The 23231-nt window shown below is 70.4% G+C and carries 21 protein-coding genes and 1 tRNA gene; 14 read left to right on the forward strand and 8 right to left on the reverse strand.

The window, feature by feature from the left end; genetic code table 11:
• The first annotated feature begins 61 nt into the window (after positions 1-61).
• Positions 62-991, forward strand: coding sequence for a 1-phosphofructokinase family hexose kinase (locus ACZ67Q_RS23365; protein ID WP_471185237.1), 930 nt, complete (start codon positions 62-64; stop codon positions 989-991).
• Positions 992-1087: 96 nt separating this feature from the next.
• On the opposite strand, the gene ACZ67Q_RS23370 is transcribed toward ACZ67Q_RS23365, so the two are convergent.
• Together ACZ67Q_RS23370 and cdgB are read right to left on the reverse strand one after the other, a co-directional pair.
• Positions 1088-2035 (reverse strand): carbohydrate-binding protein, encoded by a 948-nt coding sequence (locus tag ACZ67Q_RS23370; RefSeq protein WP_471185239.1) that lies wholly within the window; start codon positions 2033-2035, stop codon positions 1088-1090.
• Between the two features lie 141 nt (positions 2036-2176).
• Positions 2177-3853 carry a diguanylate cyclase CdgB gene (cdgB, locus tag ACZ67Q_RS23375; protein WP_361631535.1) on the reverse strand — a complete coding sequence of 559 codons (1677 nt, stop codon included), beginning with the start codon at positions 3851-3853 and terminating at the stop codon, positions 2177-2179.
• A 345-nt stretch (positions 3854-4198) separates the two neighbouring features.
• On the opposite strand from cdgB, the gene ACZ67Q_RS23380 reads away from it, so the two are divergent.
• Together ACZ67Q_RS23380 and ACZ67Q_RS23385 are read left to right on the forward strand one after the other, a co-directional pair.
• On the forward strand, positions 4199-4783 hold the full coding sequence (locus ACZ67Q_RS23380; RefSeq protein ID WP_471185242.1) for a flavin reductase family protein: 585 nt from the start codon (positions 4199-4201) through the stop codon (positions 4781-4783).
• A gap of 50 nt (positions 4784-4833) precedes the next feature.
• Positions 4834-5292 carry a GNAT family N-acetyltransferase gene (locus ACZ67Q_RS23385; protein WP_471185245.1) on the forward strand — a complete coding sequence of 153 codons (459 nt, stop codon included), beginning with the start codon at positions 4834-4836 and terminating at the stop codon, positions 5290-5292.
• Positions 5293-5522: 230 nt separating this feature from the next.
• Here ACZ67Q_RS23385 and arfB read toward each other — a convergent pair whose 3' ends face one another.
• A complete protein-coding gene (gene arfB, locus ACZ67Q_RS23390; RefSeq protein ID WP_471185247.1) occupies positions 5523-5963 on the reverse strand; it encodes an alternative ribosome rescue aminoacyl-tRNA hydrolase ArfB in 441 nt (146 codons plus the stop codon).
• Positions 5964-6127: 164 nt separating this feature from the next.
• Here arfB and ACZ67Q_RS23395 point away from each other — a divergent pair, with 164 nt between their 5' ends.
• The 3 genes from ACZ67Q_RS23395 to ACZ67Q_RS23405 all read left to right on the forward strand — a co-directional run bounded on the left by ACZ67Q_RS23395 (position 6128) and on the right by ACZ67Q_RS23405 (position 9167).
• Positions 6128-6703: a TerD family protein gene (locus ACZ67Q_RS23395; RefSeq protein ID WP_031170907.1), complete on the forward strand. Its 576-nt coding sequence runs from the start codon at positions 6128-6130 to the stop codon at positions 6701-6703.
• 66 nt (positions 6704-6769) lie between these two features.
• Positions 6770-7288, forward strand: a complete 519-nt coding sequence (locus ACZ67Q_RS23400) for a GNAT family N-acetyltransferase (RefSeq protein ID WP_471185250.1) — start codon at positions 6770-6772, stop codon at positions 7286-7288.
• Positions 7289-7610: 322 nt separating this feature from the next.
• A complete protein-coding gene (locus ACZ67Q_RS23405; protein WP_471185511.1) occupies positions 7611-9167 on the forward strand; it encodes a M4 family metallopeptidase in 1557 nt (518 codons plus the stop codon).
• Positions 9168-9204: 37 nt separating this feature from the next.
• On the opposite strand, the gene ACZ67Q_RS23410 is transcribed toward ACZ67Q_RS23405, so the two are convergent.
• The gene (locus tag ACZ67Q_RS23410) at positions 9205-10602 is read right to left on the reverse strand and encodes a M1 family metallopeptidase (RefSeq protein ID WP_471185252.1); all 1398 of its coding nucleotides are present in this window, start codon (positions 10600-10602) and stop codon (positions 9205-9207) included.
• A gap of 232 nt (positions 10603-10834) precedes the next feature.
• On the opposite strand from ACZ67Q_RS23410, the gene ACZ67Q_RS23415 reads away from it, so the two are divergent.
• Positions 10835-11335 (forward strand): hypothetical protein, encoded by a 501-nt coding sequence (locus ACZ67Q_RS23415; protein ID WP_471185255.1) that lies wholly within the window; start codon positions 10835-10837, stop codon positions 11333-11335.
• Positions 11336-11650: 315 nt separating this feature from the next.
• On the opposite strand, the gene ACZ67Q_RS23420 is transcribed toward ACZ67Q_RS23415, so the two are convergent.
• A complete protein-coding gene (locus ACZ67Q_RS23420; RefSeq protein ID WP_471185257.1) occupies positions 11651-12328 on the reverse strand; it encodes a pentapeptide repeat-containing protein in 678 nt (225 codons plus the stop codon).
• 126 nt (positions 12329-12454) lie between these two features.
• Between ACZ67Q_RS23420 and ACZ67Q_RS23425 the strand changes: the two genes are divergently transcribed.
• From ACZ67Q_RS23425 to ACZ67Q_RS23435, 3 genes are all read left to right on the forward strand, one after another.
• Positions 12455-13618, forward strand: coding sequence for an FAD-dependent oxidoreductase (locus ACZ67Q_RS23425; protein WP_471185259.1), 1164 nt, complete (start codon positions 12455-12457; stop codon positions 13616-13618).
• Positions 13619-13683: 65 nt separating this feature from the next.
• A complete protein-coding gene (locus ACZ67Q_RS23430; RefSeq protein ID WP_471185261.1) occupies positions 13684-14667 on the forward strand; it encodes a zinc-binding dehydrogenase in 984 nt (327 codons plus the stop codon).
• Positions 14668-14723: 56 nt separating this feature from the next.
• On the forward strand, positions 14724-16220 hold the full coding sequence (locus ACZ67Q_RS23435; protein ID WP_471185263.1) for an MFS transporter: 1497 nt from the start codon (positions 14724-14726) through the stop codon (positions 16218-16220).
• A gap of 94 nt (positions 16221-16314) precedes the next feature.
• Here the strand turns inward: ACZ67Q_RS23435 and ACZ67Q_RS23440 are convergent, their stop codons facing one another.
• Together ACZ67Q_RS23440 and ACZ67Q_RS23445 are read right to left on the reverse strand one after the other, a co-directional pair.
• A complete protein-coding gene (locus ACZ67Q_RS23440) occupies positions 16315-17712 on the reverse strand; it encodes an NAD(P)/FAD-dependent oxidoreductase (protein WP_471185266.1) in 1398 nt (465 codons plus the stop codon).
• Between the two features lie 11 nt (positions 17713-17723).
• A complete protein-coding gene (locus tag ACZ67Q_RS23445) occupies positions 17724-18377 on the reverse strand; it encodes a rhomboid-like protein (RefSeq protein WP_471185268.1) in 654 nt (217 codons plus the stop codon).
• Here ACZ67Q_RS23445 and ACZ67Q_RS23450 point away from each other — a divergent pair.
• On the forward strand, positions 18376-19302 hold the full coding sequence (locus tag ACZ67Q_RS23450; protein WP_471185271.1) for an aminoglycoside phosphotransferase family protein: 927 nt from the start codon (positions 18376-18378) through the stop codon (positions 19300-19302). The genes ACZ67Q_RS23445 and ACZ67Q_RS23450 overlap by 2 nt on opposite strands.
• A 14-nt stretch (positions 19303-19316) precedes the next feature.
• Complete coding sequence (locus ACZ67Q_RS23455; protein WP_471185274.1) at positions 19317-19793, forward strand: GNAT family N-acetyltransferase; 477 nt, start codon at positions 19317-19319, stop codon at positions 19791-19793.
• Positions 19794-19832: 39 nt separating this feature from the next.
• Here ACZ67Q_RS23455 and ACZ67Q_RS23460 read toward each other — a convergent pair.
• Positions 19833-19906: transfer RNA gene (locus ACZ67Q_RS23460), tRNA-Thr, on the reverse strand.
• 103 nt (positions 19907-20009) lie between these two features.
• Here ACZ67Q_RS23460 and ACZ67Q_RS23465 point away from each other — a divergent pair.
• Both ACZ67Q_RS23465 and ACZ67Q_RS23470 read left to right on the forward strand, forming a co-directional pair.
• On the forward strand, positions 20010-20930 hold the full coding sequence (locus ACZ67Q_RS23465) for a hypothetical protein (RefSeq protein WP_471185277.1): 921 nt from the start codon (positions 20010-20012) through the stop codon (positions 20928-20930).
• On the forward strand, positions 20912-23137 hold the full coding sequence (locus tag ACZ67Q_RS23470; RefSeq protein ID WP_471185280.1) for a UvrD-helicase domain-containing protein: 2226 nt from the start codon (positions 20912-20914) through the stop codon (positions 23135-23137). Before ACZ67Q_RS23465 ends, ACZ67Q_RS23470 begins: the two co-directional genes overlap by 19 nt.
• Positions 23138-23231 lie beyond the last annotated feature (94 nt).

A 23231-nucleotide genomic window follows, 5' to 3' on the forward strand; every position in this document is an offset into this window, starting at 1 on the left:
GGCATGATCGGCTCTCCGGAAGTCCACGGTCAGCACACGTATGCGGGGGAGGTCGGCCCAGGTGATCCTCACGGTCACACTGAACACCGCTCTCGACATCACCTACCGCGTCCGCTCGCTGCGGCCGCACACCTCCCACCGCGTCACGGACGTCACCGAACGGCCGGGCGGCAAGGGGGTCAACGTGGCGCGGGTCCTCGCGGCCCTCGGCCACGAGGTGACGGTCACCGGCTTCGCGGGCGGCGCCACCGGGCGCGTCGTCCGTGACCTGCTGACGGACACGGCCGGTGTCCGCGACGCGCTGGTGCCGGTCGCGGGCGCCACGCGCCGCACGATCGCCGTCGTGGACGAGCGCAGCGGCGACACCACCCAGCTGAACGAACCGGGCCCGGTCATCGCGCCCACCGAGTGGGACGCCTTCCAGGACCGCTACGAGGAGCTGATCGCCTCCGCCTCCGCCGTGGCCCTGTGCGGCAGCCTGCCGCCGGGCGTGCCGGTGGGCGCGTACGCGGGCCTGATCCGTACGGCGCGCGCGGCGGGGGTACCCGTACTGCTGGACACCAGCGGTGAGCCGCTGCGCCGAGGGGTCGCCGCCCGCCCGGACATCGTCAAGCCCAACGCCGACGAGCTGGCGGAACTGACGGGCTCCCACGAGCCGGTGCGCGCGACGCAGGACACACGGCGGCGCGGGGCGCGCGCGGTCGTCGCGTCGCTCGGCGCGGACGGCCTCCTGGCCGCCGCCCCGGAGGGCCGCTGGCGGGCCACCCCGCCGGGCCGCGTCCACGGCAACCCGACCGGCGCCGGCGACTCGGCCGTCGCCGGCCTGGTCTCAGGCCTGGTGGAAGGCCTCCCCTGGCCGGACCGCCTCACCCGAGCGGTGGCCCTCTCCGCCGCAACGGTCCTCGCCCCGGCAGCGGGCGAGTACGACGCGAGGGCCTACGAGGAGCTGCTGGGGAAGGTGGCGGTGACGACGGAGGCGACGGCGGCTTGAGGGGCCCGTTTCGCAACTGGCCTCAAGCCGGACCGGGCCGTGCTCATCGGTATGCGGCGCCCGCGCCCCGCAGCCGGCGGGGAGCGGGCGGCGGCGTCAGGCCGGAGGGTCCGTCGTGAGCCACATCTGGTCCAGCACGGCGTTGCACTGGTTGCCCTGCTGGCAGGAGAGCTCGAGCGTGTTGGTGCCCTCGGTCAGGTTCACGTTGGCCCAGGTCTCCTTCCAGCCCTTCTCCCAGTCGCCCGCCGGCGTACCGCCGAAGTTCTTCATGTTCAGCGGCTGGGTGTTGGGCTTGCCGTTGACCGAGAGAGTGGCGTTCGCATCGGCGCCCGGAATGCCGTAGCGCACGTACAGGCGGTACGTGCCCTTGTCCTTGATGCCGTTCACCGTCCAGGTGACCTTGGCGCCGACGGCGTTGAAGCCGGTGACATAGACACCGCCGTCCGCCTTGGCACCCTTCACGTCCGACGCCAGCGTCGCGCCGCCCTCCAGGCGGAGCGCCTTCGCATCGATCGTCGGCAGCTTCACCTCCGCGTCCCCGCTCGCGCTCGACGACGGGCTCGGCGTGCTGCTCTGCTGGGACTGGGTGGGGGCGGTACCGGACTGGTCGTTCTTCTTGTCGTCCGAGTTGCCGTTCATCATCACCACGCCGATGCCGACCACCACCGCCGCGACGACGGCGATCGCGCCGATCAGCAGGCCCTTGGTGTTGGGGCCGCGGCCCCGCCCGCCGGAGCCGGACCCGCCGGCCGCGGCCTGGTGCTGCGGGGCGGTGGGCGCGCCGCCGGGGAACGTCTCGGGGGCCGCGTAGTGCGCGTTGGTCCTGCCGTAGGCACCCTGCTGCGGAACCTGGCCGTACGGCGCGGCGGTCGGCGCCTGCTGCCCGTACTGCCGTTCCCCGACGGTGCGCACCCGGCTGACGGAGTTCGGGTAGCCGTAGCCTCCCGCGGGCGGCTGGGCACCCCGGGCCTGTCCGTCGGCGTAGAGGTAGCCGAACGGGTCGTCGTCCTCGGGGGTGCTCGGGCCGTTGTTGCCGGGCGTCATCCCTTCGTTCTCCTCAACAGGTGGGGGGCGGATGGGGTCCTTGGTGTGGGGTGTGGCAGAGGGCGAGCCTACCCGCTCCACAAGACCCAAACGGGTGACCCGAACCGCACCGTTTTCCCCGCAACCGCGCTGACCTGCGGATTACCCCGCGCGCCTGTGCTGTTTGGGACGAGATCGTTTCTCGACGTACATCCGTTCGTCCGCCGACTTGAGGACCTCGTCGGCCGTCATGCCGCAGTGCGCCCAGCCGATGCCGAAGCTGGCGCCCACCCGCACGGCCCGGCCCTCGGCGCGGATCGGCTGGATGATCTCGTTGCGCAGGCGTACGGCGAGGTCCTGCGCGTCGGCGCGGCCGAGGCCGTCGGCGAGGATCACGAACTCGTCGCCGCCGAGCCGGGCGACGGTGTCGCCGTCGCGCACGCCGTTGCTGAGGCGCCGGGCCACCTCGATGAGGACCGCGTCGCCCGCGTTGTGCCCGAACCGGTCGTTGATCGACTTGAAGCCGTCGAGGTCGCAGAAGAGCACCGCGAGCCCCTTGGCGCCGTCGTCCCGCTCGCCCTCGGGGGCGACGGTGTGCACATGGTGGTCGTAGGCGTCGTAGCCGTCGGGGGCGGGCCGGAAGTCGAAGCCGTGGCCGTTCGCGTCGAAGGCGGCGGGGTGCCCGTGCGCGGCCTCGGCGGTGTCGAAGGAGTCGTACGCGTCGAGCGCGGGGTGGGCGGTCTGCGGCCGCCGGCACAGGCGGGCGGCGAGCCGGGAGCGCAGCTCGGCGGAGTTGGGCAGGCCGGTGAGGGAGTCGTGGGAGGCGCGGTGGGCGAGCTGGAGCTCGCGCCGCTTGCGCTCCTCTATGTCCTCGACGTGGGTGAGCAGGAAGCGGGGGCCGTCGGCGGTGTCGGCGACGACGGAGTTGCGCAGCGACACCCAGACGTAGGTGCCGTCACGGCGGCCGAGGCGCAGCTCGGCGCGGCCGCCCTCGGCTGAGGTGCGCAGCAGCGTGCCGATGTCCTCGGGGTGGACCAGGTCGGAGAAGGAGTAGCGGCGCATCGCGGAGGCGGGCCGGCCGAGGAGCCGGCACAGCGCGTCGTTGGTGCGCAGGATGCGGCCGTGCTGGTCGCCACCCATCTCGGCGATGGCCATGCCGGAGGGGGCGTACTCGAAGGCCTGGCGGAAGGATTCCTCGCTGGCGCGCAGGGCCTGCTGTTCACGCTCCAGGCGGACCAGGGCGCGCTGCATGTTGGAGCGCAGCCGGGCGTTGGATATCGCGATCGCGGCCTGGAAGGCATACATCTGCAGGGCCTCGCGGCCCCACGCGCCGGGCCTGCGGCCGTTGCGCGGCCGGTCCACGGACAGTACGCCGAGCAGTTCGCCGCGCGGGCCGCCCTGCGCGCCGGGCGCGTACATGGGGGCGAAGAGCCGGTCGGAGGGGTGCCACTCGTCCTCGAAGCGGGGCGCGGGCCCGTCGGTGTACCACTGCGGGACGTCGTCGTCGTCGAGGACCCAGCCCTCGGTGTGCGGTATGAACACCAGGTCGCCCCACTGCTCGCCCATGGCCAGGCGGCGGTCCCAGGACGGGCGGGAGCCGACGCGGCCGGTGATCAGTGCCTCGGCGGCGGGGTTGCCGGCGAAGGCGGCGACGACGAGATCCCCGTCGGGGCGGACGAGGTTGACGCACGCCAGCTCGTAACCGAGGGCGGTCACCACGCCGTCGGCGACGGTCTGCAGGGTGTCCGCCAGGCTGCGGGCGGTGTTCATGTCCGCCATGACCTGGTGCAGCTGCCGCAGGGACGCAAGACGGACGTAGGGTTCCGACTCGGTCTCCATGCTCGCCCTCCCCCCGAGACTTCGCAGCGAATCAAGGGTTGTCGTCGGCGTATCGTCGTCTGAGCCTGGTGGCGTCTCGTACTGCGTCTTTCGCCACTGAATCACAGCGCGCTGCTCACTCGGTACACAGGGTCAACATTTCCTTGCCCTTGTGACTCAAGTCACAGCAAAACGTGAACAATAAAGTGGAGTTTCTGCGTTTTTCCTGTGCGTTAACCGAACGGACACTTTGCGAGTATGCGGCATCGGCGGCCGTTCCGGGCCGGAGTCAGGCGGAAGACCTAGGTCCGCGCCCGGTCCAGGGTCCGATGCGGGGCCTGTGGAGCGGAGACTAGCGTTTCCGGCGTGCTGAAGACTTCCCCTGCCGTGCCCTCCCCCTTCACACCCGCCCCCGCCGGGCATGCTGAGGGGGTGACCCACGACGAGTTCCGCGCCGCCATGTCCCGGCTCGCCGCGGGCGTGGTCCTGGTGACCGCGCAGGAGCCGCCGCTCGACCCGGACGACCCGGACGCGCCCACCGGCGAGGACGTCGGCATGACCGCCACCGCGTTCATGTCGGTCTCCCTCGACCCACCGCTGGTGCTCGTCAGCCTGCGGGAGGGCTCACGCATGGACGACCTGCTCGCCGAGCAGCCGATGTGGGCCGTCTCGGTCCTCGCCGAGAGCCAGCGCCACATCGCCGGCCGCTTCGCGATGAAGGGCCGCATCAGCGACCGCCTGCTCTTCGAGGACATCCCGTACGTGCGCGGCGAGGTCACCGGCTCGCCCCTGGTGGGCGGCGCGCTGGCCACCCTGGAGTGCCGCACCGAACAGCGCGTCGCGGCCGGCGACCACACCCTGGTGATCGGCCGCGTCCTGACGGCCCGCGTACCGAGCGCGGACGGCGGCCCCCTGATGTACTTCAAGGGGCGGTACCGGCAGTTGGGGTGACGCCCGAAAACCCCTCGCCGGTGGCCGTCCGGCGTCCTTAGGGTGCAGAGATGACCCACCTCGAGGAGATCACCCCGCACACCTTCGACGCCGCCGTGGGCATCCGGGTCCGCCCCGACCAGGAACACGCGGTCTCGCCGGTGATGCAGTCCCTCGCCGAGGCCTACGTCCACCCCGAAGGCGTGGCGTGGCCCCGCCTGATCGTCGACGGTGAGCGGCCGGTCGGCTTTCTGATGGCCTTCCTCGGCATCGACTGGCACGGCGACGGCACCGTGCACCGCTCCGGCCTGTGGCGCCTCAACATCGCGGCCGACGCCCAGGGCCGCGGCTACGGCCGCTTCGCGGTCCGGGCGGTGGCGGAGGAACTGCGCCGGCGGGGCACCGAGGAGATGTACGTCAGCTGGCACCCCGGCCCCGACGGCCCGGAGGCCTTCTACCTGGGCCTGGGCTTTCGCAAGAACGGCGAGGTGAGCGGGGATCAGACGGTGGGGGTGCTGAAGCTCGGCTGACACCGGCCCGCGGTGGCGGTACTGAAGCTCGGCTGACACCGGCCCGCGGAGGGGTGCCGGAGCTCGGCTGACGCCGGCCCGCGGAGGGGTGCCGGAGCTCGGCTGACGTCGGCCCGGACAGCCTGCGCGGGTCACTCGCCCGGGCCGCGCACCCCTCTACCGCGGGGTCGCTCGTCCCCGGCCCGCGCACCCTCTACCGCGGGGTCGCTCGTCCCCGGCCCGCCGACCCTCTACCGCGTCCAGTCCCGTCCCGTACGCCCCCGCTTGGTCTCCGCGCGCTGTTTCTTCTCGCGCAGCCGGCGTTCGTTGATACCCCGCGGCACGCGCGTCGGCTTGCGCGGCCTCGGTGGCGGAGCCGTCGCCTCCGCGAGCAGCGCCGCGAGGCGCACCGCGGCGGCCTCCCGGTTGCGCCACTGCGAGCGGTGCTCGGTGGCGCGCACGCTGAGCACCCCGTCGACCAGCCGCGGCCCGAGCCGCTCCAGCGCACGCCGCTTCCACACCTCGGGCAGCGCCTCGGTGCGGGCGAGGTCGAAGCGGACCTCGGCGGCGGAGTCGGACGTGTTGACGTGCTGTCCGCCGGGCCCCGACGACCGCGAGAAGCGCCACATCAGCTCGGCCTCGGGGAGCGCGACGGAACCGCGGATGAGATGGGGACCGGACATGCGGTCCATGTTCCCGGCTGGGCCCGGTCCACGTCATCCCATTTCCCGTCGGGTAAAAAAGGTAAAGCGGGCTGGAACCATCCACCGGGCCGCGACGTTCGTAGGGATGACGGTAGCTTCGTCCCCAGTGCGAAGCCTCGTACACACAGCGCATCGAGGAAGGACTCCCGACCATGGCAGTAAGCCTGTCCAAGGGTGGCAACGTCTCGCTCACCAAGGAGGCTCCGGGCCTGACCGCCGTCACCGTGGGCCTGGGCTGGGACGTCCGCACCACCACCGGCACGGACTTCGACCTCGACGCGTCCGCGATCGCGGTCAACGGCCAGGGCAAGGTCTACTCCGACGCCCACTTCGTCTTCTTCAACAACAAGCAGACCCCGGACAACTCCATCGTCCACACCGGTGACAACCGCACCGGCGAGGGCGCCGGCGACGACGAGGCCATCAACGTCAACCTCGCCGCCCTCCCGGCCGACATCGACAAGATCGTCTTCCCGGTCTCCATCTACGACGCCGAGAACCGCGGCCAGAACTTCGGCCAGGTCCGCAACGCCTACATCCGCATCGTCAACCAGGCCGGCGGCGCCGAGATCGCGCGCTACGACCTGTCGGAGGACGCGGCCACCGAGACGGCCATGGTCTTCGGCGAGCTGTACCGCAACGGCGCGGAGTGGAAGTTCCGCGCCGTCGGCCAGGGCTACGCCTCGGGTCTGGTGGGCATCGCCCAGGACTTCGGCGTCAACGTCTGATCCGACGCCCCGCGTGAAGAAGCCCCCGGCCGAGCGCCGGGGGCTTCGGCGCATTACGGTCCCGCCATGATCCTCGAACCCCTCCCCCGCACCGCCGACCACGACATCCCCGCCCCGCTGCTCACCGAACTCACCGCTCTGTACGCCTCCCAGCGCGAGTTCCAGGCCCTCAGCGGCGACTTCCCGGATCCGGACGACATCCGGCCGGAGCAGGTGGCGGCCGCGCTGGCCGACGAGACGGCGCACCCGGACACCGAGGTGCTGCTGGCCCGCAGCCAGGGGCAGCTCGTCGGCGTGGCCATCACCCTCGCGCACCACCCCGACCCGGCCGACCCCGACCCGTGGATCGGGCTGCTGATGGTCGACGCGGGCGTTCAGCGCCAGGGGCACGGCCGCCGCCTCGCCACGGCCGTGGAGGACCGTTTCCGCGACGCGGGGCGCAGCGCCGTCCGGCTGGCCGTCCTGGCCGACAACCCCAAGGCGCTGGCCTTCTGGACCTCCCTCGGCTACGAGGTGATCGACCGCCGCCCCGACCTCCGGCAGGGCCGCGCCTGCGCAGTGCTGCGCAAGCAGCTGGCGGTGTGACACCGCGCGCTGCCGCAAGCAGCCGAAGGTGTGACACTGCGCGCGGCAATTCCGCTGTATCAACGAGGCCCTGACTTCACCTCAGCTGTCCGCATAGCGGATACGTCGCCACGGAATTCGGATACGAACATGTAAATTCCTGACGGACCTCTGTCAAACAGCAGGTTCTCAATGCCACTCTCTCCTCGCCGCCGCACCCTGTGCCCCTCCTGTGCCTCAACCCCACGAGGCCAGCGACGAAGGAGACCGAGTGAGACACCCCGCCCGTCCCACCTCTCGCTCCACCCGACTGCGCGCCGCAGCCCTGATCGGCTCCGCCGCGATGGTCGTCCTCGCCGTGCAGAACGGCGCCGCCACCGCGGCCCCCGCGCACACCGACGGCGCCACCGCACTCCCCCTCACGGCCGCCGCCCGCGCCCAGGCGATCAGGTCGGCCCAGGACGCCGCCCCGGCCACCGCCCGTGAACTCGGGCTGGGCGCCGAGGAGAAGCTCGTCGTCCGTGACGTGATCAAGGACGCCGACGGCACCGTCCACACCCGCTACGAGCGCACCTACGCCGGACTGCCCGTCCTCGGCGGCGACCTGGTCACCCATGTCGCGAAGTCCGGCGCGCTCAAGGGCGTCACCAAGGCGGCGAAGGCCCGGATAGCCGTGGCCTCCACCGACCCGGCCGTCTCCGCGACCACCGCCAAGGCGAACGCGCTGAAGGCCGCCGACTCCGCCAAGGCCACCGCCACCAGCGCCCGCAAGGTGATCTGGGCGGCCGGCTCGAAGCCCGTCCTCGCCTACGAATCCGTCGTCACGGGCCTGCAGCACGACGGCACCCCGAGCGAGCTGCACGTCATCACCGACGCCACCACCGGCAAGGAGATCTACTCCTACCAGGCGATCGACACCGGCACGGGCACCAGCCAGTACAGCGGCACCGTCCCGGTCAACTCCACGGCGTCCGCCTCCGGCGGCTACGACCTGATCGACGGCGCCCGCGGCGGCCACAAGACGTACGACCTGAACGGCGGTACGACCGGCACCGGCGCCCTCTTCCACGACGCCGACGACAGCTGGGGCGACGGCACGGTGGCCAACCGCCAGACCGCCGCCGTGGACGCCGCCTACGGTGCCGCCGTCACCTGGGACTTCTACAAGTCCGCGTTCAACCGCAACGGCATCGCCGGTGACGGCAAGGCCGCCTACTCCCGTGTCCACTACGGCAACGCCTACGTCAACGCGTTCTGGTCCGACAGCTGCTTCTGCATGACGTACGGCGACGGCCAGGGCAACGTCAAGCCGCTGACCTCGCTCGACGTGGCCGGCCACGAGATGAGCCACGGCCTGACCGCGGCCACCGCCGGCCTCAACTACCGCCGTGAGTCGGGTGGTCTGAACGAGGCCACCTCCGACATCCTCGGCACGTCGGTGGAGTTCTTCGCGAACAACGCCTCCGACCCCGGTGACTACCTCATCGGCGAGAAGATCGACATCAACGGCAACGGCACCCCGCTGCGCTACATGGACAAGCCCAGCAAGGACGGCAGCTCCGCCGACTACTGGTCCTCGGGCGTGGGCCGCCTCGACGTGCACAACTCCTCCGGCGTGGCGAACCACTTCTTCTACCTGCTGAGCGAGGGCAGCGGCGCCAAGACCATCAACGGCGTCTCCTACAACTCGCCCACGTACAACGGCTCCGCGGTCACCGGTATCGGCCGGGACAAGGCCGTCCAGATCTGGTACAGGGCCCTGACCACGTACTTCACCTCCTCGACCGACTACGCGGCCGCCCGCACCGGCACCCTGCAGGCGGCGGCCGACCTGTACGGCTCCGGCAGCGCCGAGTACAACGCGGTGGCGGCCGCCTGGAAGGCGGTGAACGTCAACTAGCCGCGCCCGGCGGGGCGGCCGGACTCGTGAGCGTCCCTCACGGGTGGTCCGGTCGCCCGTCGCCGTACAGCCAGTCCCGCCAGATGCCGGAGAAGTCCTTCTCCGGCGCCTGCTCCTCCACGTAGGCGATGAAGTCGCCGGTGGAGGCGTTGGCGTGCCGGTGGGCGGCCGCCCAGCCCTGCACGATGTCGTAGAAGGCGTCGTCGCCGACGGTCTGCCGGATCTTGTGCACGACCATCGCGCCGCGCTGGTAGACCGGGTTCGCGGAGATCACGGCCGCACTGCTCGGCTTGCCCGGCGGGAAGTCCCACAGATCCTCGAACTCCTCCTCCCCGTGGTCGTACAGCTCCTGGAAGCGCTCCTGGGCGCTCTGCCCGCCGTGGTCCTCCGCGTACAGCCACTCCGCGTACGTCGCGAAGCCCTCGTTGAGCCACATGTCCCGCCAGGTCTTCGGCGTGACCGAGTCGCCGTACCACTGGTGGGCCAGTTCGTGGACGAGGGTCGGGGTGTCCGGGGCGCCGGGGAAGACGGGACGGTTCTGCGTCTCCAGCGCGTACGTCGAGTCCTCCTCCCGTTCGACGATCACGCCGGTCGAGGAGAACGGGTACGGGCCGAAGTTGAGCCGCAGCCAGTCCATCACCTCCGGCAGCTTCGCCAGCACGGCCTTGCTGTCCTCGGCGCTCACCGGGTCGACGGCGGTGTAGACCGGCAGCCGGTCCGCACCGAGGGTGCCGGTGCGGACGTCGTAGCGGCCGATGCCGAGGGTGGCGAGGTAGCTCGCCATGGGCTCGGCGGTGTGCCAGTGGAAGGTGGTGTGCCCGTCCCGGGTGCTCCGGCTCGCCAGCTCCCCGTTGGACACGGCCGTCAGACCCTGCGGCACGGTCACGGTGATGTCGTACGACGCCTTGTCGGACGGGTGGTGGTTGCCGGGGAACCAGGCCATCGAGCCGACCGGCTCGCCCAGCGCCAGCGCGCCGTCCTTCGTGTACAGCCACCCCTCCTTCGACCCGTCCGCGTCGTTGATCGTCTCGGGGGTGCCGGAGTAGCGGACCTCGACCCGCAGCGTCTTCCCTCTCGGGATCTCGTCGTGCGGGCGGACGGTCAGCTCCTGGCCTGCCCTGCTGAACAGAGCGCCGGCACCCTGGACGGTGACGTCCGCGACGGTCAGTCCCTTCAGATCGAGGTCGAACGCGGACAGGTCCTGCGTGGCGCGGGCGGTGATCTCGGCGCGGCCGGTGAGGCGGCGGGCGCGGGGGTCGTAGGCGAGGGTCAGGGCGTAGTGGGTGACGTCGTAGCCGCCGTTGCCGGCCTTCGGGAAGTAGGGGTCGCGCAGGCCGGCGCCGCCCGGGGTGCCGTCGACGCCGCCACCGCCGGTGCAGGCGGACAGGGCGAGCGTCAGCAGGAGCGCGGGGACGGCGGGCGCATGTCGGGACACGTCGGGAATCCTAGGGTCGTCGGGGTGTCTCCCTGACAGACCGATGGGGCGGGGGGCCGGTTCGGTCGTGGCGGGCGGGCGGCTCCGGCGAGGGGGCGGGGCGGGTGGCTCGGGCCGGTGGCTCGGACGAGGGGGCGGGGCGGGTGGCTCGGGCCGGTGGCTCGGGCGAGGGGGCGGGGCGGGTGGTTCGGGCGGCTCCGGTTCTCGGCGGTGGGCGTGACACCATCGGCTGGTGCTCGACATCGGCTACGCCCTCTCCTCCCGTTTCCCGGACCCGCCACAGACCGACTACCGGCGCGCGGACGTCCGCGCCCTGCGCCACGACCTGTTCTGCGGGGACGTGTACCTCGCCGACACCAAGTCCGACCGGGAGTTGTCCACAGCCTGGGGATGGGTTCCGGTGCTGGACTTCGCGTGGGCGCTGTGCGACATCGTCGAGCGCGTCGACCGCGACCCGGCCGGCTCCCGCGCCGCCCGGCCGCAGCGCGCGGAGCTGGACTTCACCGAGTCCACCGACCGGATGCTCTTCGAGCGCCGCTTCGGCTGGGTGGACATCACCGCGGACTGGGTGCCGGCCGAGGAGGCGCCGCTGTCCTTCTCGCACGCCGAACTGCGCCGCGAGGCCCGGGACTTCCTGCACGACCTGATCGCCGATCTGTGCGACATGCACGAGGACCTCGCGGACAATCCGGCGATCTGGACGCTTCAGGCCCGGTTTCCTCGGGTGCCGTAGCCTGCCGGCGGCTTGGTGGGCTGCCTTTGCCTGCGGCGGCACGTGCGGGTTGCGTTGTGGCTGGTCGCGCTCACGCGGCGAAGCCGCATACCGAATGCAGCCCCGCGCCCCTTTTTGTGCCTGCGGCGGCCCGTTTCCGGCCGGTGGCCGGTTGCTGCCGCGCCTGCCGCTCGTTGTGGGCCGGGGCGGGGGGTGTCCGTCCTCGGTCCGGCCGGCCGGTTCCGGCGAGGGCGCCCTTGCCCGGTGCCGGACGCTGCGGGTGGACACCCCCCACCCCGGCCCCTTCCCACCGTACGCGGCTGCGGGGGCGGCCTCTCAGTCCTGCACTCTGAGGCCCAGACCCGCTGCCAGCTGGGGGGCCAGGTCCAGGAGTTGGGCCGTGCTGATGACCGCGCCGGCCATGCTCTCCAGGCCGTGGGTGATGTCCAGGGGGCTCGCGCCGCGCAGGTCCACGTCCGTGAGGGTCGCGCCGGTGAAGTCCGCGCCCTTGATGGCGCAGTCGGTGAACTCCACCCGTTCCAGGCGGGCGCCCGCGAAGTCCGGTTCCACCAGGACACAGCCGGTGAAGACGACGTCTCGCAGGCGGGCACCGCGCAGGTTGAGGTAGTCGATCTTGCCGCCGCGGATCAGCACCCTCTCCAGGACCGCGCCGTGCAGCTGGACGCCGCCGAGGCGCGGGTCCGTCAGCTCGACGTCGCGCAGGGTGGACTCCGCCAGGTCCGTGCCCACGCCCCGGACGTCCGACAGCACCGCGTCCAGTACGCGGGCGTGATGCAGCCGTGTCCCGTCCAGTACGCAGCCTCTGAGCGCGCAGTCCATGAAGCGGGCCCCCGCGCCGTCCTCGCCGGTCAGGTCCGCGGCCGCGAACTCCAGGCCGTCGTAGTCCCCGTCGGGCTCCAGCCCCTGCTTGCCGTACCGCTCCAGTGGCGGCAGGCGTACCTCCGGCCGCCGCGCCGCCTTCACGCCCGTCCCGCCACGCGTTCCCCTTGCCATGCCCCCCATGCTGCACCCGGCCACTGACAATCGCGCTGACCTGCGAGGACGCGGGTGATGTCACATTCGGGCGCCGTCGGCGGTCATAGGGGTGCACGTGGTAGCCCGAGCAGAGGGAGAGGCCCCATGCACCGCATCACCGTCGTCGGCGGCGGATTCGCCGGCCTGACCGCCGCCATCACCGCCGCCGAGGCCGGTACCCAGGTCACCGTGTACGAGGCGCACCACACCCTCGGCGGCCGGGCCCGCACGGCCGAGGGGCCGTACCGGACGAACGAGGGACCGCACGCCCTGTACAACGGCGGCCCCCACTGGACCTGGCTGAAACAGCGGGACCTGATCGGGCCGCTGGCCCCGCTGCCGCCCCTGGAGGCGGCCCGGCTGCGGCTGCGCCACCAGGGCGTGCTGCGCCGCACGCCGCCGTTCGCGATGCTCAAGCTGCTGCGCCGGCGGCTGCCGCAGGCGCCCGTGGACACCGACTTCCTCAGCTGGGCGACCGGCATCGCCGGTGAGGAGGGCGCCCGGGCCGCCGCCCACTACGCGGCTGTCGCCCTCTTCCACCACGACCCGGGCTCGCTGTCCGCCGCGTTCGTGCAGGAGCGGCTGCGCCGGGCCACCAAGCTGCCGCCGGAGGCGCACTACCCGCGCGGCGGCTGGGCGAGCGTGATCGACCGGATGGCCGGCCGCGCCTGGAATCTGGGGGTGCGGATCGAGACCCTGTCCCGTGTCGACACCCTGCCCACCGACACCCCGGTCGTCGTCGCCACCTCCCTGGCCGCGGCCCGCCGGCTGCTCAAGGACGACTCGCTGACCTGGCCGAGCGGCCGTACCGCCCTGATCGACCTGGCGGTGCGCACCCGGCGCGGCGACGCGTTCGCCGTGTCCGATCTGGACGCGCCCGGGTGGATCGAGCGGTTCAGCGCGCAGGACCGCACTCTTGCCCCGGTCGGCGAGCAGTTGGTGCAGGGTCAGATCCCGCTCGCCCCGCACGAGAGGCGCGCCGACGGCGTCGCCCGCGCCGAGGAACTGCTCGACCTCGGCTTCCCCGGCTGGCGCGACCGGGTCACCTGGCGCAGCGAGGCCACCTGCGAGGGCCGGACCGGGGCCGTGGACCTGCCCGGCACCAGCTGGCGGGACCGACCCGCCATCGACCGCGGCGACGGCGTCTATCTCGCCGGTGACCAGGTCGCCGCGCCCGGTGTGCTGTCGGAGGTCTCGTTCACCAGCGCGCTGACGGCCGTATCGCTGGCACTGGGACACCGGCACACGCTTGACCTCAAGCGCGCTTGAGGTCGAAGAGTGGGCTCCGTCCGAACACGCCGCGAAACCGAACACACCGCGAACGGGGTATGTCCATGCACGCGATCCGTCTTCATGCCTTCGGTCCCGCCGAGAACCTGACCCATGAGGAGGTCGAGGACCCGGTGCCCGCCCCGGGTCAGGTCCGTGTCGCCGTGGCCGCCGCGGGGGTGCACCTCCTCGACACGGCCCTGCGCGAGGGCGTGCGGGGACCCCTGCCCGAGCTGCCTGTCCTGCCGACCGTGCCGGGCCGCGAGGTCGCGGGCACCGTGGACGCCCTCGGCGACGGCGTGGACCCGTCCTGGCTCGGCAAGCGCGTGGTCGCCCATCTCGGTTTCGCGCCCGGCGGTTACGCGGAGCTGGCCGTCACCGACGCGGCCCGGCTGCACGAGATCCCGGACGGTCTGGACCCCGCGCAGGCGGTCGCCATGATCGGCACAGGCCGTACGGCGATGGGGATCGCTCAGTTCGCGGACGACCTGGGCCCCGGCTCCGTGGCCGTCGTCCTGGCGGCCGCCGGCGGCATCGGCACCCTCCTGGTGCAGTACGCGAGGAACGCCGGCGCCACCGTCGTGGGGCTCGCGGGCGGCCCGCACAAGACCGCCCGCGTCCAGGCGAACGGCGCCGACCTCGCCGTCGACTACACCGACCCCGCCTGGCCGGACAAGGTCCGCGCCTTCCTCGGCGGCCGGCCCGCCACCGTCGTCTTCGACGGCGTGGGCGGCGACGCGGCCCGTGAGGCGGTCGCCCTGCTGGGCCCCGGCGGCCGGCACCTGGTCTTCGGCTGGTCCGCGCAGGGCATCCGCGACGGCGAGCCGTACCTCGTCGACGGCGTCTCCGAGCAGGTCCTCGGCCCGGCGATGTTCGCCCGGGCGGGCGGCCCCGACCCCCTGCGCACCCTCGAACTGCGCGCGCTCGCCGAGGCCGGCGCGGGCCGGCTCGTCCCGGCCGTCCAGCGCTTCCCGCTCACCGAGGCGGCCGCCGCGCACCGTGCCCTCGAGACCCGACGCACGACTGGAAAGGTGGTCCTGGAGCCATGAAACGGCACCGCACACCCCGGGATGCGATACGCCCCGATTCATGGTCTTCTGACCGAGTGACTGTCACCCGAACAGACGAACCCGCGACGGGGGCCGACCCGCACCGCTGGTGGGGCCTGGTGATCATCGCGCTCGCCCAGCTGATGGTGGTGCTGGACGCCACCATCGTGAACATCGCGCTGCCCTCCGCCCAGCGCGACCTGGGCATGACCGACGCCAACCGGCAGTGGGTGATCACCGCCTACACCCTCGCCTTCGGCGGCCTGCTCCTGCTCGGCGGCCGGATCGCCGACCTCGTCGGCCGCAAACGGACCTTTGTCTTCGGCCTGGTCGGCTTCGCCGCCGCCTCGGCGCTCGGCGGCGCCGCCACCGGCGCCGGCATGCTCTTCGGCGCCCGCGCCCTGCAGGGCGCCTTCGCGGCCGTCCTCGCCCCGTCCGCGCTCTCCCTGCTGACCACGACGTTCACCGATCCCAAGGAGCGCGGCAAGGCGTTCGGCATCTACGGCGCCCTCGCCGGCAGCGGGTCGGCGATCGGCTTCATCGTCGGCGGGCTGCTCACCGAGTACCTGAACTGGCGCTGGTGCCTCTACGTCAACGTGCCCATCGCCGTCGTCGCCGTCGTCGGCGCGCTCACCCTGCTGCACGACCGCCCCGGCCACGCCGGCGTCCGTCTCGACGTGCCCGGCGTCGTCCTCGGCTGCGGCGGCCTGGTCGCGATCGTCTACGGCTTCAGCGAGGCCCAGCCGCGCGGCTGGACCGACCCGCTGGTCCTCGGCCTCTTCGCCGCCGGCGTCGTCCTGCTCGCCGTCTTCGTCTGGTGGCAGACCCGGGCGCCGAGCCCCCTGCTCCCGCTGCACATCATCAAGGAACGCAACCGCGCGGGCTGCTTCCTGACCATGATGCTCGCGGTGATCGGCATGTTCGGGCTGTTCCTGTTCATGACCTACTACCTGCAGGTCATCCTCGGCTACTCGCCCGTCCGCACCGGCCTGGCCTTCCTGCCGCTGACCGCCGCGATCATCGTCGGCTCCACCCAGATCTCCGCCCGCCTGCTGCCCCACGTGGCACCGCGCATGCTGATGGTCCCCGGGATGATCCTCGCCGCCGGCGGCATGGTGATCCTCACGCAGATGACGGTGGACTCCTCCTACACCACGGAGATCCTCCCCGCGCTGCTGCTGATGGGCCTCGGCATGGGCCTGACCTTCATGCCCGTGTTCTCCACGGCCACCGCGGGCGTCGCCCCGCAGGACTCCGGCGTCACCTCGGCGACCGTGAACACCTCCCAGCAGGTCGGCGGCTCCATCGGCACCGCGCTGCTGAACACCGTCGCCACCACCAGCAGCGCCGCCTGGATCACCGCCCACCTGGCGAACCCCGGGCAGCGGGCGCTGATCATCCGCGAGGGCGTGGTCCACGGCTACACGGTCGCGATCTGGTGCGCGGCCGCGGTCATGCTCCTCGCCGGGCTGGTGGCGGGCCTGATGGTCACCGTCCGCCCGCCGTCCCACGGAGCCCCGACGGAGACGCCGGTACCGGAGTCGGTGGCCTGACGGAGCCCCCGCGAAGACACCGGTACCGGAGTCGGCGGCCCGGCCCCCGCAGGGCGGGCCCGCGCACCCGCGACGGCCCGAGCCGCCGCAGACGTCAACTCCGTCCCGCCACCCGGTCCGCGAGCCGCGCCAGCCGGGAGGACTCGGCGCCGTGGGTCGTACGCTCCCGGCGATCCGCCGCCCGGTACACGGCGTACATCCCCTGCACGCCCACCCACCGGAAGGGCTCCGGCTCCCACTTGCGCACCCGGTGCCCCACCCACGGCAGTTCGGTCAGATCGGTGCGGCCGCCCTGCCCGGAGTCCTGCTGCACCAGGTCACGCAGCGTCCGCGCGGCCAGGTTGGTGGTGGCGACGCCCGAACCCACGTAACCCCCCGCCCAGCCCAGCCCCGTCGACCGGTCCAGGGTCACCGTCGCGCACCAGTCCCGCGGCACGCCCAGCACGCCCGACCAGGCGTGTGCGATGCCGACCCCCGCCAGCGACGGGAAGAACTGCACCAGGATCTCCCGCAGCGCCGCGATCGTCGCGTCCTGCGTCCGCCCGTCGTTGTCGGTCCGCGAGCCGAAGCGGTACGGCACCCCGCGCCCGCCCAGCGCGATCCGCCCGTCGGCGGTCCGCTGCGCGTACATGTAGGCGTGCGCCATGTCGCCGAGCGTCTCCCGGCCGTCCCAGCCGATCCGGGCCCACTGCTCCTCGCTCAGCGGCTCGGTGGCGATCATCGAGGAGTTCATCGGCAGCCAGGTGCGCCGCTGCCCCTTCAGGGAGGCCGTGAACCCCTCCGTGCAGCGCAGCACATAGGGCGCCCGCACGGTCCCGTACGGCGTCACCGCGTGCTTGGGCCGGATCTCGGTGACCGGCGTCGACTCGTGAATGATCACGCCGAGCGCCTCGACGGCATCGGCGAGCCCCTTCAGCAGCTTCACCGGGTGCAGCCGGGCCCCGTGCGGCGTCCACGTCGAGCCCACCGCGCCCGCCACGCGGATCCGCTCGGCGGTCTCCTGCGCGCCGTAGAGCTCGCGGTCCTTCTCCCCGAAGGCGACCTCCGCCGCGTGGAAGGACTTCAGCCGGGCCAGCTGGGCCGGAGTGGTCGCCACCTCCAGCACGCCGCCCTTGTGCAGGTCCGCGTCGATGCCCTCCGCCTCGGCGACCGCGATCACCTCGTCGACGGTGTCGTTCATCGCCTGCTGCAACCGCACCGCCGCCTCGCGGCCGTGCAGCTTCGCGTACCGGTCGCGGCCGGCGATGCCGTTGTACAGCCAGCCCCCGTTGCGCCCGGAGGCGCCGTATCCGCAGAACTTCTGCTCCAGGACGACGACCCGCAGAAAAGGAGCGGCCTTCTTCAGGTAGTAGGCCGTCCACAGACCCGTGTATCCGCCGCCGACGATCACCACGTCGGCGGAGGTGTCACCGGGCAGCGGCTCCCGCACGGAGGGAAGGCCGTCGTCCGCGTACCAGAAGGAGATGCCGCCGTTCACGACACTGCTGCTCATGAGAGCGGACGTTAACCCGCCGGCGTGACCCCTGTCTCCTTCGGATTCCGTGGAATTTCCCGCCCCCGGGTCAGCGGATGACACGCGAGCCCGATCAGCACGGACGCGAAGTGACCGAGGTCGGTGAAGGTCGGGCCGGCCGCGAGCGGAAGACCGTAGAAGACCAGCACCGCGAACAGGTACACGTACCGCCACGGCCCCGGAATCCGGTACGTCAGCACACCCACCACGCCCGCGAGGGCGTAACTCACGCCGATGTCCAGCGCGTCGGCCTCCGAGTGCGGGGCGAGCCCGCGGCGGATCGCGACCAGCAGCACCCCCTGGCTGAGCAGCGTGGCCAGCACATGCGCCGCGACACACACCACCAGCCAGCGCGCCGTCCCCAGCCACCGCTCGGCCGGCGCGTGGAACACGCTGTACAGCACGGCGTACGGCAGCCACCGGCCGCCGTCGATCCACATCCCGCTGGCGATGAGCACCCGCACCGGGTTCTGCGACAGCTCCTCCAGGTTCGTCGAGCGCTGCCGCAGGAACTCGCGCTCGAACTCCGGTGACATGTGGTGCAGGGCCACCGTGGTGACGAACAGAATCCCCAGCCAGACGTACGTCCCCGGCGCGCTGCGGACGTAGGCCCCGACCCGGCGCAGACCCCGCGTAATTCGCATGAGCCGATTCACGCACAGCAGTATCGTCCGATCGGTGATCGACATCCCGGACGAGCTGGCGGCGTCACAGGCGGAGTACAACGGCGAGGCGGGCCGCGCGTTCGTCGCGCGCCTGCCGGACCTCACGGCTCACTTCCTGGACCGCTGGCGGCTGCGGCTGGACGGAAAGCCGATGTACGGCGTGTGCGCCCTGGTGCTGCCCGTGGTCCGCGCCGACGGACTGCGCGCCGTCCTCAAGCTCCAGCTCCTCGACGAAGAGAGCGCGGGCGAACCGCTGGCCCTGCGCCTGTGGAACGGCGACGGCGCCGTACGCCTCATCGACCACGACGAGCCCACCGGCACGATGCTGCTGGAACGCCTCGACGCCACCCGCATGCTCGCCCACCACCCCGACGTCCACGAGGCGGTCGAGGTGATCGCCACCCTGCTGGCCCACCTCGACGCCACCCCCGCCCCACCCGGCCTGCGCCGCCTCGGCGACATCGCGCAGCGGATGCTCGACCGCACCCCCGGGGCGCTGCCCCGCATCCCCGACCCCCAGACCCGCCGGATCATCGCCGACTGCGCCGCGGCCGTACGCGAGGTCGTCGCCGAACCCGGCGACCGCCTGCTGCACTGGGACCTGCACGACGAGAACGTCCTGGCCGCCGACCGCGCCGACTGGCTGGCCATCGACCCCAAACCGCTGGCCGGCGACCCCGGCTTCGAACTCTGGCCGGCCCTCGACAACCGCTACGACCCCGACGACGTCCGGTGGCGCTTCGACGCGATGACGGCCGTCATGGGCCTCGACCGGGACCGCGCCCGCGCGTGGACCCTGGGCCGCCTCCTGCAGAACGCCCTGTGGGACATCGAGGACGGCCGCCCCCTGGACCCGGAGCAACTCGAGATCGCCCGCCGCCTGCGCCCGCCCGCCCATCCCTGACGAGAAGAGCCCCGATGATCCACCCCGCCACCCCCGCCGACGTCCCCGTCATCCACACCCTGATCCGGGAACTCGCCACCTACGAGAAGGCCCCGCAGGAAGCGAAGGCGACCCCCGCCCAGCTCCACGACGCCCTCTTCGGCGACCACCCGGCCGCCTTCGCGCACATCGCCGAGGACGACGACACCGGCGAGCCGGTCGGCTTCGCGCTGTGGTTCCTGTCCTTCTCCACCTGGCGCGGAACGCACGGCATCTACCTGGAGGACCTCTTCGTACGCCCCGAGGCCCGCGGCGGCGGCCACGGCAAGGCCCTGCTCACCGAACTCGCCCGCATCTGCACCCGGCGCGGCTACCAGCGCCTGGAGTGGTCGGTCCTCAACTGGAACGAACCCGCGATCGGTTTCTACGACGCCCTCGGCGCCCGCCCCCAGGACGAGTGGACGGTATACCGCCTGACGGACGAGGCCCTGACGAAGCTGGCCACGGAATGACAAAAGCCCAGGCCAGCACAGCTGACCTGGGCTCCACGGAGCCCCCTGTCGGATTCGAACCGACGACCTTCGCTTTACAAGAGCGGTGCTCTAACCAGCTGAGCTAAGGAGGCAGGCACAGCGACCGAGGTGAAGTCCCGGTCACCTTACACAGTGACGGCCTGACTAGGCCACAGCCCTCTCCCGCTATCCGATCACCGCGAGTACGCTCTCCGTGTGACTGACACCACACTCGCACTCGGTGACGCGCGCGACGAGGGCTTATTCGCCGAGCACGAGCGACTGACCGCTGACGGTGACGGCCCTATTCGCCAAGGGGATGTTCTGCATTTCCTGTCCTCCAAGGAGGAATTTCCGCACGACAGCGACAAGACACTGGGTATCGTTGTCACCGCAAACTGCGACCTGGCATACGGCAAAAACTGGAACCTCATAACCTACGTTCCCGCCATTCCAGTCGACTCATACGTGCAGCAATTTGTCATCCCCAAAGAGATCGATACCCAGCGATCCACCTCCGAGCGCTCGATCCAGAAATATTTCAGGGATGCCAGCACAACCGACCAAGTGGACCGCGCCTTTGAAATGATCCGGCTCGGATACGATCCCGACGACGTAGCAGAGTTACTTCCCGTAAACAGCAAGGAGCGCGAGGGCCTCGCGACCGACATCCGGACCCTGCTGGCACTGGAGAAGTCCGTCAAGGAACTATCCAACTGCGCCCACACCCATCCTTTCTGTCGCTGCGTTCAAGCTCATTGCAGGCGGCTGGACAAGGTGAAGCCGGGTAAAAAGGGCGCAGACCAGATGCTGAGGACGAGTGTACGGGACCGCTTGAAGCGATTCCCCGGCGACTTCCTGTACATGCACAGGCCCAGCCCGCAGCACCCCGCCGGATACGTCGCCCTGCTACGCCTGGTCAGCAGCGTTCATGAATCAGTCGTTTCAGTGAGACCAATGGACGAGACCTCGTCCACGCAAGCCCGGCGCGTGGCTCGACTTAGCACTCTCTTCTGCCACCGCGTCGTCCAGCAAATGGCCCAGGTCTTCACCGACATCGGCCTTCCGGAAGACTACGAATTCGCTCGGGACCACCGCCTGACGAAAATCACGGAAGAATGGGGAACGTCGACTTGATCGTCTTCACTCGTACCAGCCTGACCACCTACCTGCAGAACTTCTACGCGGCCGGAGACCGCGGATCGCAGGATGAGTTCATCTCTGACGACGTCGTGACTACGCGGGTCGACGACGCGACTTTCTTCATTCACCGAGATGACACCGAACTCAGCAGTCTTGTGCTGATTGAGCAGTGGTGCTGGGAACATATCCTCGACCATGACGAGTACGACGCCGCTCGCTTTTTAGAGCGAGTGGACCGTGCTGCTCAGGCGATGGCACGGCCTCCTGTGTCTCTCCCGTCAGCATGGAGCAAGTTCTCCTATGAGAACCTTCTGGCTTTCTTCGCACTGCCGAAAAACAGCAACCCGGACTCACTCCGGTGGATAGCAGAGTCACTGGGTGGGGGCCACTTCTGTTTCTGGGCGCTCACCAGCCGAGAGGACCACATGACCCTGCAGAAGTTCAGGGCAGAGCGGGACCTCGAGCCATCGAATGCGGCGCTGGCGTCCTACCAAGCCGCACTGGAGACCGCTCGGACCAGTTTCGCGCGCCGCACCCCGAAGCCGCAGCGAGTCCAGAACTCTGTCGATTTAGAGCGCGTTGGCACCGGCGCATTGCTCAAGGGCCGCACCTTCTCGGAGTGGCTCCCCTATCTCACCGAGATGCAGCGCAATGTCCTGAACAACGACCTGGTGAATCCGCTGAAAATCAGGGGTGCAGCAGGCTCCGGGAAGACACTTATTCTGCAACTCAAAGCCTTGCATGAGTTGTACCAAGCAGAAGCACTCGGCAAGCAGCCATTCCGGATCCTATTTCTCACGCACAGCTGGGCCATCGCCCAGCAGGTTGAAGAGGCGCTCCACAAGCTCGACGAGCGAGGTTTGTGTGACCACATCGAGGTAATGCCGCTGACTTTCCTCTGCCAGTGGCTCCAGGGAACAGAACTGGAGGTACTGGGTGAGGACAGCCTCGATGGCAAACAGCAGCAGATGAAACTCATCAACGCCGCCATCGAGCGGATCAGAGCCAACACCTGGTCGTCCTACCAGAACTTCGTGAGTCCTTGGGTGAGTGACGGCGTGAACGCGGCATCCGAGCAGTCAGAGCGGCTACGACTGTGTTGGGCACTGCTTCGAGAATACGCAGAGGTGTTCGACACGCACCAGATCAAGCCGAGCTTCAACGCTCTGGAGGAATATCGCGCATTGAAGCGCGAACCTTGGATGGTACCCCTGGACACCACCGCGGACCGTGAACTCGCTTTTTCCGCCTACCGTTTCTACATCAAGAGCCTGAACGATGAAAAGCAGCTCACCACGGATCAGATGGTGGACGACTTCCGGCGCTACCTAGAGACATACACGTGGCACACTCTGCGTGAATCACGCGGATACGACCTTATTTTCGTCGATGAATTCCATCTCTTCAGCGATTCGGAGCGGTATCTCCTTCATCACCTCACACGCGAAGCTGAGCTTCACCCAAAGCTCATCATGGCCATGGACCCGCATCAGTCAATCTTCGTCCTGCTGACGGGTCTTTCCGAGAACGAGCTCAGCAGGGGCTCCGGGAAGGTGTTCCAGCGAACTCAGACGGTTTCCTCCATCGACCTCGAGAAGGTGCACCGCTTCTCCGCCCCCGTTTTCGCATTCGTTCAGCACCTTCATAGCTCGATGCCCAACATGGTAGAGATGGGGCACGACTGGGAGTACCAACCCCCGAGCGCTTCGGACGAAGAGGGTTATGAATTGCCGCGTGTGCAGTTCATAAATCGCGAGGCATTGACTACTACGGCACTCCGCAGCGCGTTGGAGTACCTTAAGAACGCCGGCCAGGAACAGCGCGTGGCTCTGATCGGGGTGGCCAACGGCGATCTGGAGGCGATCAAGCAGGCCCTCCAAGCACCGGAATTCTCCAAGGCTTCAGTCGTCTTGATCGAAGGACGTGACGACATTGACCGCCTGCGGTACTCCCGTCGTGCCCTGATCGTCACAGCGGCTGAGTACGCCGCCGGCCTGCAGTTCTCGCACGCCGTCGTGGTGGGCGGGGCAGGGGGAGTGCACGAGTACGGACAGGGTGGCAGTGCCATGCGCGCGCTGTACTCCCAGTTCTACCTCGCGGTCAGTCGTGCCGAGAGTCACCTGAACGTCTTCGCCCCCAAGGAGGGGGAGTTCAGCACCATCGTCACCAAAGCCCTCGACGCAGGGGTTGCAACCCTCTGATCGCCGCTGCCATCACCCGCCCCGATCGAAAATTTCCGCGAAGTTCACAGGGGCTCGCCTACTGACAGACCAGGTGAACGCCAGGTACCGTCCT

It is taken from the genome of Streptomyces sp. NPDC036813 (assembly GCF_055609245.1).

Excerpts from the sequence above, each read along its gene's own strand:
- ACZ67Q_RS23370 (WP_471185239.1), bottom strand. The coding sequence starts at position 2,035 with ATGACGCCCGGCAACAACGGCCCGAGCACCCCCGAGGACGACGACCCG.
- cdgB (WP_361631535.1), bottom strand. The coding sequence starts at position 3,853 with ATGGAGACCGAGTCGGAACCCTACGTCCGTCTTGCGTCCCTGCGGCAG.
- ACZ67Q_RS23385 (WP_471185245.1), top strand. The coding sequence starts at position 4,834 with ATGACCCACCTCGAGGAGATCACCCCGCACACCTTCGACGCCGCCGTG.
- arfB (WP_471185247.1), bottom strand. The coding sequence starts at position 5,963 with ATGGACCGCATGTCCGGTCCCCATCTCATCCGCGGTTCCGTCGCGCTC.
- ACZ67Q_RS23395 (WP_031170907.1), top strand. The coding sequence starts at position 6,128 with ATGGCAGTAAGCCTGTCCAAGGGTGGCAACGTCTCGCTCACCAAGGAG.
- ACZ67Q_RS23400 (WP_471185250.1), top strand. The coding sequence starts at position 6,770 with ATGATCCTCGAACCCCTCCCCCGCACCGCCGACCACGACATCCCCGCC.
- ACZ67Q_RS23405 (WP_471185511.1), top strand. The coding sequence starts at position 7,611 with ATGGTCGTCCTCGCCGTGCAGAACGGCGCCGCCACCGCGGCCCCCGCG.
- ACZ67Q_RS23420 (WP_471185257.1), bottom strand. The coding sequence starts at position 12,328 with ATGGCAAGGGGAACGCGTGGCGGGACGGGCGTGAAGGCGGCGCGGCGG.
- ACZ67Q_RS23425 (WP_471185259.1), top strand. The coding sequence starts at position 12,455 with ATGCACCGCATCACCGTCGTCGGCGGCGGATTCGCCGGCCTGACCGCC.
- ACZ67Q_RS23430 (WP_471185261.1), top strand. The coding sequence starts at position 13,684 with ATGCACGCGATCCGTCTTCATGCCTTCGGTCCCGCCGAGAACCTGACC.
- ACZ67Q_RS23440 (WP_471185266.1), bottom strand. The coding sequence starts at position 17,712 with ATGAGCAGCAGTGTCGTGAACGGCGGCATCTCCTTCTGGTACGCGGAC.
- ACZ67Q_RS23450 (WP_471185271.1), top strand. The coding sequence starts at position 18,376 with ATGAGCCGATTCACGCACAGCAGTATCGTCCGATCGGTGATCGACATC.
- ACZ67Q_RS23445 (WP_471185268.1), bottom strand. The coding sequence starts at position 18,377 with ATGCGAATTACGCGGGGTCTGCGCCGGGTCGGGGCCTACGTCCGCAGC.
- ACZ67Q_RS23455 (WP_471185274.1), top strand. The coding sequence starts at position 19,317 with ATGATCCACCCCGCCACCCCCGCCGACGTCCCCGTCATCCACACCCTG.
- ACZ67Q_RS23470 (WP_471185280.1), top strand. The coding sequence starts at position 20,912 with ATGGGGAACGTCGACTTGATCGTCTTCACTCGTACCAGCCTGACCACC.